At 43.1% G+C, this 12,542-nt stretch carries 14 protein-coding genes; 4 read left to right on the top strand and 10 right to left on the bottom strand.

All coding sequences use genetic code 11. The features are described 5' to 3' along the window. Window positions 1–28 precede the first annotated feature (28 nt). From purC to dapA, 3 genes are read right to left on the bottom strand one after another with little or no spacing between them, the layout of a single operon-like run. Window positions 29–745, bottom strand: a complete 717-nt coding sequence (purC, locus tag JHD45_RS07265) for a phosphoribosylaminoimidazolesuccinocarboxamide synthase (protein ID WP_199475851.1) — start codon at window positions 743–745, stop codon at window positions 29–31. A gap of 35 nt (window positions 746–780) precedes the next feature. Beyond that, the gene (locus JHD45_RS07270; protein ID WP_199475852.1) at window positions 781–1,761 is read right to left on the bottom strand and encodes a hypothetical protein; all 981 of its coding nucleotides are present in this window, start codon (window positions 1,759–1,761) and stop codon (window positions 781–783) included. Continuing rightward, window positions 1,761–2,636 (bottom strand): 4-hydroxy-tetrahydrodipicolinate synthase, encoded by an 876-nt coding sequence (gene dapA, locus JHD45_RS07275; RefSeq protein WP_199475853.1) that lies wholly within the window; start codon window positions 2,634–2,636, stop codon window positions 1,761–1,763. Before dapA ends, JHD45_RS07270 begins: the two co-directional genes overlap by 1 nt. Before the next feature lie 193 nt (window positions 2,637–2,829). Here dapA and bcp point away from each other — a divergent pair, with 193 nt between their 5' ends. Next, the gene (bcp, locus tag JHD45_RS07280) at window positions 2,830–3,279 is read left to right on the top strand and encodes a thioredoxin-dependent thiol peroxidase (protein ID WP_199475854.1); all 450 of its coding nucleotides are present in this window, start codon (window positions 2,830–2,832) and stop codon (window positions 3,277–3,279) included. Window positions 3,280–3,372: 93 nt separating this feature from the next. Here the strand turns inward: bcp and JHD45_RS07285 are convergent, their stop codons facing one another. After that, window positions 3,373–4,266: a choline sulfate utilization transcriptional regulator gene (locus JHD45_RS07285; protein ID WP_199475855.1), complete on the bottom strand. Its 894-nt coding sequence runs from the start codon at window positions 4,264–4,266 to the stop codon at window positions 3,373–3,375. 131 nt (window positions 4,267–4,397) lie between these two features. On the opposite strand from JHD45_RS07285, the gene betC reads away from it, so the two are divergent. Continuing rightward, a complete protein-coding gene (gene betC, locus JHD45_RS07290; RefSeq protein WP_199475856.1) occupies window positions 4,398–5,921 on the top strand; it encodes a choline-sulfatase in 1,524 nt (507 codons plus the stop codon). Between the two features lie 54 nt (window positions 5,922–5,975). Beyond that, complete coding sequence (choX, locus tag JHD45_RS07295) at window positions 5,976–6,929, top strand: choline ABC transporter substrate-binding protein (RefSeq protein ID WP_199475857.1); 954 nt, start codon at window positions 5,976–5,978, stop codon at window positions 6,927–6,929. Between the two features lie 139 nt (window positions 6,930–7,068). Here choX and queF read toward each other — a convergent pair whose 3' ends face one another. From queF to JHD45_RS07310, 3 genes are read right to left on the bottom strand one after another with little or no spacing between them, the layout of a single operon-like run. Continuing rightward, the gene (queF, locus tag JHD45_RS07300; protein ID WP_199475858.1) at window positions 7,069–7,884 is read right to left on the bottom strand and encodes an NADPH-dependent 7-cyano-7-deazaguanine reductase QueF; all 816 of its coding nucleotides are present in this window, start codon (window positions 7,882–7,884) and stop codon (window positions 7,069–7,071) included. Window positions 7,885–7,894: 10 nt separating this feature from the next. Then, window positions 7,895–8,668 carry an ABC transporter permease gene (locus tag JHD45_RS07305; protein WP_199475859.1) on the bottom strand — a complete coding sequence of 258 codons (774 nt, stop codon included), beginning with the start codon at window positions 8,666–8,668 and terminating at the stop codon, window positions 7,895–7,897. Window positions 8,669–8,672: 4 nt separating this feature from the next. After that, the gene (locus JHD45_RS07310; RefSeq protein WP_199475860.1) at window positions 8,673–9,587 is read right to left on the bottom strand and encodes an ABC transporter ATP-binding protein; all 915 of its coding nucleotides are present in this window, start codon (window positions 9,585–9,587) and stop codon (window positions 8,673–8,675) included. Window positions 9,588–9,646: 59 nt separating this feature from the next. Between JHD45_RS07310 and JHD45_RS07315 the strand changes: the two genes are divergently transcribed. Then, window positions 9,647–10,054, top strand: coding sequence for a PA2817 family protein (locus tag JHD45_RS07315; RefSeq protein WP_199475861.1), 408 nt, complete (start codon window positions 9,647–9,649; stop codon window positions 10,052–10,054). A gap of 37 nt (window positions 10,055–10,091) precedes the next feature. Here JHD45_RS07315 and fabF read toward each other — a convergent pair whose 3' ends face one another. The 3 genes from fabF to fabG form a co-directional block, all read right to left on the bottom strand. Further along, complete coding sequence (fabF, locus tag JHD45_RS07320; protein WP_199475862.1) at window positions 10,092–11,330, bottom strand: beta-ketoacyl-ACP synthase II; 1,239 nt, start codon at window positions 11,328–11,330, stop codon at window positions 10,092–10,094. Between the two features lie 103 nt (window positions 11,331–11,433). Beyond that, window positions 11,434–11,667: an acyl carrier protein gene (gene acpP, locus JHD45_RS07325; protein WP_067017871.1), complete on the bottom strand. Its 234-nt coding sequence runs from the start codon at window positions 11,665–11,667 to the stop codon at window positions 11,434–11,436. A 137-nt stretch (window positions 11,668–11,804) separates the two neighbouring features. Further along, a complete protein-coding gene (gene fabG, locus JHD45_RS07330; RefSeq protein ID WP_199475915.1) occupies window positions 11,805–12,539 on the bottom strand; it encodes a 3-oxoacyl-ACP reductase FabG in 735 nt (244 codons plus the stop codon). Window positions 12,540–12,542: the final 3 nt, after the last annotated feature.

A 12,542-nucleotide genomic window follows, 5' to 3' on the forward strand; every position in this document is an offset into this window, starting at 1 on the left:
CCCTCATCATTTACGACGTCACCAAGCGTTAGGCGTCAAAATCAATACCAATACGACGACCTACGTCTTCGTATGCCTCAATGACACCACCTAACCCTTGACGGAAACGATCTTTGTCTAATTTTTCTTTAGTTTTGGCATCCCATAAACGGCAGCCGTCTGGAGAGAACTCATCGCCTAAAACAACTTCTCCCTTAAACAGACCAAACTCTAACTTATAGTCAACCAGCATCATGCCACCATCAGCAAACAATGCTTTTAAGACATCATTTACTTTAAAGGTAAGCTCTTTTGCTTTTGCCAAATCACTGGCCTTTGCCCAACCAAAAGCCTCAACATGAGACTCGTTGATCATGGGGTCGCCAAGCGCATCATTTTTCAAGAAAAGCTCGAAGGTTGGTTTCGTTAGGACAAGCCCTTCTTCCACCCCAAGACGACGACACAAACTGCCTGCCGCTACGTTACGGACAACGCACTCTATTGGCATCATATCAAGGCGCTTAACAAGGCTTTCTGTGTCACTTAACAATTTTTCAAAATGCGTTGGAATGCCAGCTTCTTGCAACTTTGTCATGATGAAAGCATTGAACTTATTGTTCACCATGCCCTTACGGTCAAGCTGTTCAATTCTTTTACCATCAAATGCTGACGTATCATCACGAAACAGCAGAACCATCTTGTCAGGGTCATCTGTTTCAAAGACAGATTTGGCTTTACCTGCATATAGCTCTTGTCGTTTTTCCATTGGAGAATCTCCGGTTTTTGCTGTGAGGGTTAATCTTATTTCGCTATAAAGCGTTGCACCAATTGGAACGACGCCAATTCGGGATCCGTCACTTTAGACGCATCGATCACTAAAAACTTACCATCCCGCTGGGTTTGTATTTTATACGGAAACGTCTGTTCATCCAGTTGCATACTAGACTGAGTGTCTTGCTTATCAATCGCTAACATATTTGGTTGACCATCAACAAAATGTAACCCTGCCGCTTTTATTTGAGCCGCCACATCTGTCGTTGTTTTAAGGTGAACGGCGAAAATCCCTCTGTGATCCACCCAAATTGGAAATGGCGAGTTTTCACCGCGCTGAGAAAGATAGGCGGACGCTTCACTGATTTGGCGGCCCAAATTCCCCCACAAACGCACAGCGTCAGTATAGCGTTTAGGATCTTTCTCTGGGCTTAGCCAAGATGTGACATCCTTACCTTGCTCTTGCTGCTTAAACTGCATTGATACAATCGTGTCATTACCAGACGGTTTAAAGGTAAAGGCGAAGACCGTTTTTTCAGGAAAATTGCGGGTAAAGGTACTAGCAACTGATGCCCAAAAACCTTCTTTCTCAAATTCAAAGGGAACACTGATTATTTTATTGTCTTTATCCGTTGCTATGGCATCCCCCTGACCATGCAAAGCCCCTAAAAAGCCCTTGATCATCTCTTTGGTTTTATCCAACCCAGCAGGCACATCAAAGACCATCCGGTCAGGCTCGCTAGAAACGGGGATTTTAGTCATTGGGTAGAAGATAAAAGGGGCTCTAGGCGTAACAAATTTCCCTGTTTTTTTAATATCAGGGATTTCGCTTGCATTAGGAATCACCAAGTCATCGCGCACTTGAAGCGAACCCGGTGGCTCTTGCAATTTAGTGGTGTTGGAAACGGCATATTGATAATCGTTCGTATGATTGGTCAATATGGAGCTACAGCCAGACATTGCCAATGCTAGTACACCAGCACTGGCCAGTTTAAAAGAAGTATTTTTCATTAAAGGATTCCTGCTTGAACCATCGCTTGTTTCACTGCTTCATGATGGGCTGCCGACAGTTCTGTCAAAGGCAAACGAATGCCTGTACCACACAATCCCATTTGAGCACAGGCCCATTTAACAGGAATTGGATTGGATTCGACAAACAGATTCATATGCAAAGGTGAAATGGTTTGATCAATTTCATGAGCGCCTTGAGCGTCTCCTGCTATCGCCAACTCTGCCGCTTTAGCAACCGCTTTAGGAGCAACATTCGCCGTCACAGAAATATTCCCTTTGCCACCCAATAGCATCAAACCTACTGCAGTAGGATCATCACCTGAATAGACAAAAAAATCGCTCGGCACAGCTTCAATGAGGGCTTTACCTCTTTCCAAATTACCTGTTGCATCCTTAATGCCAACGATATTGGGAAGACGAGATAAACGTACTACCGTCTCATTTTGCATATCGCAAGCGGTACGACCCGGTACATTATACAGAATCTGCGGAATATCAACGGCTTCGGCAATGGCCTTGAAATGCTGAAAAAGACCTTCTTGAGTCGGTTTATTGTAATATGGCGTCACTAATAGACATGCGTCTGCACCAGCTTCTTTGGCTTGGCGTGTTAAATCAATGGCTTCGTGTGTGGAGTTCGCACCCGTTCCGGCAATCACCGGAATCCGGCCATTCACGGTTGCAATCACTTGGCGGATAACATTGGCATGCTCTTCATGAGTCAATGTGGAAGACTCACCTGTCGTGCCAACAGCAACAATGCCGTGAGTTCCTTCTTTAATATGAAACTCAATCAGATCATCTAACTTTTTTGCGTCAACCGCTCCATCTGATGTCATAGGGGTAATGAGAGCGACTAAACTGCCTGTGATCATTTTGAGCCTCCAATTAATTATAAGCGTGCATATAGTACCGTTCAGACTAAGGTTTAACAATCATTCAGGGACGTAAAGCACGAGTAAATTACAAGGAAGCGATTTTTGAGGGGGATTTTTCTCTCGACTGTTGATAAGCTAATAATATTAAGAGATTTTTTACCTTAACCATAACGGAACCGGAGATGAAAGTATGTCACTAAAAGTTGGCGATATTGCCCCTGACTTCTTAGCAAGAGACCAACACGGCGAAAACATCACCCTAAGCCAATTTAAAGGCAAAAAGGTGATTTTATATTTTTACCCAAAGGACTCCACGCCTGGTTGTACTGCTCAGGCTTGTAACTTGCGCGATAATTACGAAGAACTGCTGGAAAAAGGCTATGTGGTTCTGGGTGTCAGCACAGACAGTGAAACGCGCCATCAAAACTTTATCGCTAAAAACGAACTCCCTTTCTCTTTAATTGCCGATACTGAGCGAGTAGTACATGATCTCTATGGCACATGGCAGCTTAAAAAATTCATGGGACGTGAATTTATGGGGACGGTTCGTACCACGTTTGTTGTTAATGAAAAAGGTGTCATTAGCAAAATCATTGAGAAAGTGAAGACAAAAGACCACACTGCTCAAATTTTAGACTAATTCTCACTATGCCTGCCATTTCCTATGGGACGTCTTACGACGTTCCATAGCCTCAACAAAACTAGCACCTTAAGAATCATCGCGACTGTCGCTTTAGGCTTTGAGCCAATCTAGAAAGGCCTTAGTAGAATCTGATGGCACATGATGATTAGACTGCACAATGTGGTATCCGTTATTAGACTCTACGGTAAAATGGGGCAAAGCGACCAATACGCCACTTTTTATATAATCATCCAACAGAGGTGACCAACCAAGACCAATCCCCTGTCCTGAAATAGCAGCTTGCACCAAAAGTGTATAATTATCAAACTCCATCACAGAATCGGATGGTTGCCATTGGGCACCATGCAAATGAAAAAGTTGCTCCCAATCCATCCATTTTTGACTTATATCTGCATTCAATTTCAGCAAAGGCGCCTTTACCATATCGGTAAGAACCGTAAAACCAGAAAACTCCTCAAACAATTTTGGACTACACACTGGATAGACTTTTTCGGACAACAACTTTTCCGACCGGTACCCTTGATAACCCCCTTCACCAAATAAAATTGCCACGTCCGAATCCATTGATGGCAAATCCGTCCCTGACTGGGATGTTTGTATGCGAATATCAATCTCTTTATGTAAGCCTCGAAATTCTGGCAACCGTGGCATCAGATAAAAAGCAGCAAAAGCAAAATCAGTGACCACAGTAATTCGACGCGGCGCGGATTTTTGCTTGATTTTTTGCAGGACTTCTCGCAAATCTCGCAAACTTGACTGTGTCGTTTTTAGCAAAATATGACCAGCATCTGTTAACACCACACCACGATAGATGCGCTCAAACAAAGCCACCCCAAGAGATTTCTCTAAAGCCCGTATCTGCTGACTTACCGCCGGCTGGGTGGTGCCCAACTCGTGGGCAGCAGCGGTAAAACTCAGCAACCTCGCCGCTGCCTCAAAAACGACAAGCCATTGCAGTGGCGGCAACTCTGAACCCATTAACATAAGTAGTACTTATCCCATGCATAATATTTTAGTCAGTTTACAGGGCATTTTTCATAGCGCAACCTAATAAGAGCTTATCCAACACGAGACTATTAACGCTTAATTTAGCACTCACTCCATTAGAGGTAGTTATGACAATAAAGCAACCGAATATTCTTTTTATTATGGCAGATCAAATGGCCGCCTCAGCACTGTCGGTATATGGCCACCCCATTGTCAAAACCCCCCACTTAGACAAGCTCGCCAATGAAGGAGTCGTCTTTGATTCCGCCTATTGTAATAGCCCTTTATGCGCGCCTTCTCGTTACACGTTAATGACGGGGCAATTACCAAGCAAGATAGGGGCATACGATAACGCCGCCGACTTTCCTGCCGACATTCCCACCTTTGCACACTATCTGCGGGCGCAAAATTACCAAACAGCTCTATCTGGTAAAATGCATTTCTGCGGACCCGATCAACTCCATGGCTTTGAAGAAAGACTGACAACTGATATCTACCCTGCCGACTATGGCTGGTTTCCAAACTGGGATGACTTAAAGACTCGACCTACCTGGTACCACAATATGTCCTCTGTCACACAAGCAGGACCTTGCGTAAGAAGCAATCAGTTAGATTTTGATGATGAAGTGGCGTTTCATGCCCAACGTTATCTTTTTGACTACGTTAGAAGCAACCAAGATAGGCCTTTTTGTCTTACCGTCTCTATGACACACCCACATGATCCTTATGCCATTGCGCAAGAATACTGGGATAGATACAAAGATGAAGAGATAGACCTACCGAAAGTCGCCATTAGCAAAGCCGATCAGGATCCGCATTCGGCCCGCCTACAAGCAGTTTATGCCTATCATGATCAAGACATTAGCGAACAGCAAATACGCAATGCCCGACGGGCATATTACGGCGCCATTAGTTATGTAGATGATAAAATTGGCCTATTGCTCAAAACACTCCAAGACACTGGCTTAGATGACAACACCATCATTGTCTTTTCTGGAGATCATGGTGACATGCTGGGCGAACGCAATCTTTGGTATAAAATGTCTTTCTTTGAAGGCTCAGCTCGAGTCCCCATGATTGTTCACGCACCAAAGCATTTCAGCGCTAAGCGGGTCAAAGAGTCCGTCTCGACCATGGACCTGTTACCTACCTTTCTAGATATTGCCACTAACCGCCAAGACCACACCTATGCCATGCCCATTCAAGGTCAAAGCTTGATGCCTCACTTAAAAGGACTTGAAGGTGGGCATGATGAGGTGATTGGCGAATACTTTGGCGAAGGCACCATTGCACCACTCTTTATGATCCGCCGTGGACAATACAAATACATCTACTGTCAAGCCGACCCAGAACAGCTATTTGACTTAGAAAATGACCCTCAAGAACTTACTAATCTCGCAACAAACCCTGGCTTCAGTGACCAGCTCAATACCTTTAGACAGGAAGCCATCGGTCGTTGGGATTCAGATAAGTTGACCCAAGAGGTTTTAGTCAGTCAACGACGTCGTCGACTTATTGTCAAATCGATGAATACTGGCAAAAAAACACCCTGGGATCATCAACCTATTTTTGATAGCAGTGAAATGTATATGCGCAACCACATTGACTTGGATGTCTTAGAACAACGTTCGAGATTTCCAAAAGTATCATAACCCTCTAATAACTATAAATAACGAAAGCAAATATCAACACACAGGAGCAGCCCAATGATAACATCACCAATTACCAAACGATTACTGGTCGCCGCAGCTAGCTCAGCACTGCTTATCGGCTCTAGTATGGCCTTCGCTCAAGAGCCAAAGCAATGTCAGGACGTCACATTAAGTGACCCAGGCTGGTCAGACATTGGTGCAACGAACGGTATTACGACCACGTTATTGCAAGCAATGGGTTACAAAACGAATGTTTTTCTACTCAGTGTACCAGTTACCTATGAAAGTATTAGAAACGGTAAAATTGATGTATTTATGGGAAATTGGATGCCTGCTCAATCAGCTTTTATGAAGAAATACAAAGGCAGCATTGATGTAGTGAAAACCAATTTAGAGGGTGTAAAGTTCACATTAGCCGTACCTGACTATGTCTATAAAGCTGGGGTAAAAGACTTCTCCGATTTACATAAATTTGCTGATAAGTTCCATCGAAGAATTTATGGTATTGGCGCTGGCTCACCAGCCAACCAAAAACTGCAAAAAATGATCAATACCAATGATTTCGATTTAGGAAAATGGCAACTCGTGGAATCTGGTGAGCAAGCCATGCTATCTCAAGTGGCTCGAACCATCAAAAGAGATAAGTTTATCGTTTTCTTAGCGTGGGAACCGCACCCAATGAACATTAGGTTCCACTTGAAATACTTAAGCGGTGGCGATAAATATTTTGGCCCTAATTATGGCAGCGCAACGATTCATACAGTCACTCGCAAGGGCTACTCAAAAAGTTGCCCTAATGTGGGGAAATTGCTCAGCAATCTCAAATTTAGCTTAAACATGGAAAACCAAATCATTGCCGATGCAAAGCAGAAGAATCAAAAATCTCGCGTGGCTGCAGAAAACTGGATAAAAGCGCACCCTAAAATATTAACCCAATGGCTTCAAGGTGTTACTACTTTTAGTGGTCAACCGGCTCTTCCAGTCGTTAAGAAAGAATTGGGACTCTAACACACTCAACCATCATAAAACGCATCCCCTTCAACCCACGCTCGAAATAAGATAATCAGGTGCGTACACAACCCAAAAAGCCACCTTGTCATACCTGAACAAGGTGGCTTTTTGATCTACTAGCTATATGAGCAACAACCTACTGTCTTGTCAGGCGATCATTACCCAATACCAACGGCATAGAAGAGCGGTATGGATTAATATCCAATCCTCCACGGCGAACATAACGAGCATACACAATCAAACTTTCAGGCTGACACTGTCGCATAATGTCAATATAGATGCGCTCAACACATTGCTCATGAAAATCCGTGTGCTCACGAAAAGACACAATGTATTTTAATAAGCTCTCATGATCAATTTGTGGCCCTTTATAATCAATAAACACAGATCCCCAATCAGGCTGGTTCGTCACAGGACAATTTGATTTTAGCAAATGACTGACTAAACGTTCTTCAACGATGCCAGTGTCCCGATCAAGCGTCAGTAGATTAGCATTGGGATGGTATTCATCAATCTCAACATCCAGCTCATCAATACAATAGTCAGGTGTGAGCACGACAAGAGACGACATGGAGTCGACTTCTCGTAGAATCACCGTCACAGCAGCACCAGCGGCATTGGATAGATCCTTCTCCAAGACCGACTGAACCTCTTCTTGTGAAACATAACGCATCTGATTCAAAGAATTTAAATACAATTTAAACGATTTCGACTCAATAATATTAGGTGAATCGCAAGGCAAACGAAATTCAGCCAACGCAACAATCGGCTTACCTTTACTGTTTAACCATGAGACTTCATAAGCGTTCCAAACATCTTCGCCATAGAAAGGAAGGCGCTCAGAGGCGACGCCCATTTCCTTCCATTTATCAACTCGAGCAATGGGATAAAGCAACCCTGGATCGTATTCAGAAACGTATTCAGTTTGCTGACCTAAGGGTAAAGTGCCCATATTTATTTCCTCAACTTCTAATGCCTTTGCCTTTATTAAGCAAATGCAAACCAAATGTAAACAATACTACGATAAAAATGCCAACAATCACTAACGCCATGTATACATTAATATCAGAAACGCCAAGAATACCGTATCTGAAAGCATTTACCATATAAAGAACAGGATTTAGAAGCGATACATGCTGCCAGAAGCTAGGTAATAAGTCGATCGAATAAAAAACCCCTCCCAAATAGGTCAACGGGGTCAAAATAAACGTCGGCACAATAGAAACATCATCAAAGTTTCTTGCGTATATAGCATTCACAAATCCGCCTAGGGAAAACATAATAGCCGTTAAGCACACCACTGCAATCGTTAAAAATAAATTTTGTAAATGTAGATGAGTAAAAAACAACGACAAGATTGTCACAATACCCCCTACAAACAGGCCACGAGCCACACCACCTAACACATACCCCACCAAAATAACCCAATTAGGGGTCGGTGATACCAGTAGTTCCTGAATACTATGCTGAAACTTTGCAGAGAAGAATGAGGACGATACATTCGAATAAGAGTTGGTAATCACAGACATCATAATCAAACCAGGCACAATGTACTGCATATAGCTAAAGCCACCCATTTGACCAATTCGACTACCGATCAAATTACCAAAAATAGCGAAATACAAAGACATGGTAATCGCTGGCGGCAATAAAGTTTGTGGCCAAATACGAGTGAAACGACGTATTTCACGACGCAAAATAGTATAAAAGGCGATAAAAATTTCCGAATTAGACATACAATTAACCTTTAATCAATTTGACGAAGAGCTCTTCGAGACGATTCGATTTATTTCTCATACTGATCACATTAACGCCAATCTCATCCAGTGCTTTAAAAATATGATTAATCGACTGCCCTTTGATCACCTCTACTTCAATAGTAGATAAGTCCTTACTCAGTTTTGTTGTATAGCCATCAACATGCCAGTCGTCACTCACTGATTGATCAAGGTCTAAAATAAACGTTTCTTGATTCAGGGTTTTTAGTAACGCCTTGACGCTAGTATTCTCAACAATTTGCCCGCTATTGATAATGGCAATATTACGACACAATTGCTCAGCCTCTTCTAAATAATGGGTAGTCAGAATGATTGTCGTGCCCTGCTCATTAAGATTTTTGATAAACTCCCACATAGAACGTCGTAGCTCAATATCAACACCCGCCGTTGGCTCATCCAAAATAAGCACTTCAGGCTCATGAACCAGCGCACGAGCAATCATCAAGCGTCGTTTCATCCCACCTGACAGCATGCGCGACTGGTCATTTCTTTTGTCCCATAGATCCAATTGCTTTAAATATTTTTCAGCCCGCTCTTCAGCAACTCGGTTACTGATTCCGTAAAAGCCAGCCTGGGTCACAACAACATTAAAAACGGTCTCAAATACATTGAAGTTAAATTCTTGAGGCACGACACCAAGGTACTGTTTCGCCTTAGCAAAATCTTTATCAATATCGGCCCCAAAGATAGACACTTTCCCTGAGGTCTTGTTTACCAGAGAGCACAAAATACCAATGGTTGTGGATTTGCCCGCCCCATTAGGACCAAGCAGCGCAAAAAAATCGCCCTTTTCGACATTAAGGCTTATTCCCTTAAGGGCTTCAAATCCACCTTCATAACGCTTTTTAAGATCACTTATTTCAATTGCATATGTCATAATGGTATATCTCGTTAGGCTATAGCCAACTTAATCGTTACATTTAAATAGGTTTTTACGTGGAATCTCGCAATCAATATATTCTTAACGCTTTTACAGAACTACGCCAACGCATCGCTGAACACGACCCATTCAATAGAGAAGATCTGGCCGAAGAAGAAGTTGATTTTCTTGAAAAATGGGACCAATTAGAGCCCAATATAGAAGCGAACAGCGTAGACTATATATTTGACGCACAGGAGCTACTATCACGCTTTATTCGTTGCTATCCCAACCTAGTCCCTCTCATTAAAAGAGAGCTACTTTGGTTTGTTGGAGGCGAATGTTTGCATTTCCTAGGGGATGAAGAAATTTCGCTTTATCAACATCTTGAAGAACACCTCTATGAATTAGATTCACAAGGCAAAACTTACAATATTTCAAAAGAAATCAGCGTACTCAGAGGTGACTTAACACAACGACATTAACAAACGCTTCAGGGCAGTGGCGCTGCCCTGATTAAAATCACACTCGCTTAAACACAAGCGTCCCATTTGTACCGCCAAAACCAAATGAATTATTCAACACCACATCAATTTTACGCTTTTGTGGGGTCGAAGCCACATAATTCAAGTCACACCCTTCACTTGGATCCTCTAAGTTTATTGTGGGCGGTGCTACCTGATCACGGATGGCTAAAATAGAAAAAATCGATTCTACAGCCCCTGCTGCCCCCAATAAGTGTCCGATCATCGATTTAGTTGAACTGATTGCCACATCCGATGCATCAGTCCCCATCAATAATTTTACAGCTTGTGTTTCTGCCAAATCACCTGCCATCGTTGAAGTACCATGGGCATTGATATAATCCACTTCGTGAGAAGCGATACCAGCATCTTTGATGGCCGCATTCATGGCAGCAAACGCCCCTTCTCCCGTTTCTGGAGGAGCCGTAATATGATAACCATCATCACTCATGCCAAAGCCCGCCAACTCGGCATAAATAGTCGCACCACGAGCAACAGCATGCTCATATTCTTCAAGCACCAAAATCCCGGAACCATCCCCCATCACAAAACCATCACGATCTTTATCCCACGGACGACTTGCTGTCTTAGGGTCGTCGTTACGAGTCGATAAGGCTCGTGCCGCACCGAAACCACCAATACCCAACGGTGTAATGGCCATTTCAGCCCCTCCAGCCAACATTACATCCGCATCCCCATAGGAAATCATCCTAGCGGCCATGCCAATGTTGTGAGTCCCCGTTGTACATGCTGTCACAATGGATATATTCGGCCCTTTAAAGCCAAATCGTATCGCTACATGACCTGAAATCATATTAATGATGGCACCTGGCACAAAAAAAGGTGAGATACGTTTAGGCCCAGATGCTTTTAAAAGGTCAAGGTTTTTTTCTATCATCGGCAAACCACCAATGCCAGACCCTATAGCACAGCCCACGCGAGTCAAATCCGCTGTTTCTGCATTCAGCTTAGCATCCTCTATAGCCTGTACCGCAGCGGCAATACCATATTGAATAAAAAGATCCATTTTACGGGCTTCTTTAGCGCTCATATATTGAGTCACATCAAAGCCTTTCACCTGAGCTGCAAAACGCGTAGAAAATTGGCTGGCGTCAAAAGAAGCAATATCAGAGACACCACTTTTCCCTTCCAACACATTATCCCACGTATCTTTTACATTGTTGCCAAGGGGTGTCACCATTCCCATTCCAGTGACGACGACTCGACGACGCGACATAGGATTCCTCCGAAAATAGCCCTAAACCTTCAGGGACTTATTAATAAGAAAAGCCGCTGTAACGAATACAAGCGGCTTTTCGGGAAACTCAATTCACTGAAAATTACAAGTTAGCGTTAATGTAGTCGTTCGCTGCTTGCACTGTAGTGATTTTTTCAGCTTCTTCATCAGGAATTTCAGTATCAAATTCCTCTTCAAGAGCCATAACCAATTCAACAGTATCTAGGGAATCGGCACCCAAATCATCAACAAAAGATGCTGAAGGGACAACCTCTTCCTCTTTAACACCAAGCTGTTCGCATACGATTTTTTTAACGCGTTCTTCAATGCTACTCATTAGAAGTTCCTACTTTACTCGTTAATAGCTCATTTTGAGCAATATTATAATGTTCGACAACCTAAACTAAAAGGCGTGATTCTCAACATGAACCGGAGACGTATTTTCGTTGAATTAAATATAAAATTCAACTCAAATTACGACATATACATGCCACCATTGACATGTAATGTTTCACCGGTAATGTAAGCTGCGCCATTAGACGCTAAAAATGCGACAGCCGCCGCGATTTCTTCTGGTTGACCAAGACGCGAAGCTGGTACTTTTGATACTAAATTCGCTTTATGCTCTTCAGGAAGCACCTTAGTCATATCCGTTTCAATGAATCCAGGAGCAACACAGTTAACTGTGATGCCTCGAGACCCAATTTCCGCCGCCAAAGAACGACTAAAACCTTCTAGTCCTGCCTTAGCTGCAGAGTAATTAGACTGTCCGCCGTTACCCATAGAACCAACGACCGAACTAATGCTAATAACACGACCAAATTTTGCCTTGGTCATGCCACGCAAGCAAGCTTTTGTGACACGAAAAACAGATGTTAGGTTAGTATTAATTACTTGATCCCATTCATCTTCTTTCATGCGCATCATTAGGTTATCACGAGTTATCCCCGCATTGTTAACCAAAATTGTAGGCGCGCCATATTCTGCGTTAATTTCTTTGATTACCGCATCAACAGATTCGCTAGACGCAACATCTAACACCCAGCCTTTGCCATTTTCACCAAGATATTCGCTAATGCTTTGAGCACCAGACTCGCTTGTCGCGGTTCCGATGACCGTCGCACCTTGCTGAACAAGAGCAATCGCAATGGCTTTACCAATGCCTCGCGTTGCTCCTGTTACCAGTGCAATCTTGCCTTCCAGACTCATCAT

The organism is Marinomonas spartinae (assembly GCF_016461715.1).
Classification (GTDB): domain Bacteria; phylum Pseudomonadota; class Gammaproteobacteria; order Pseudomonadales; family Marinomonadaceae; genus Marinomonas; species Marinomonas spartinae_A.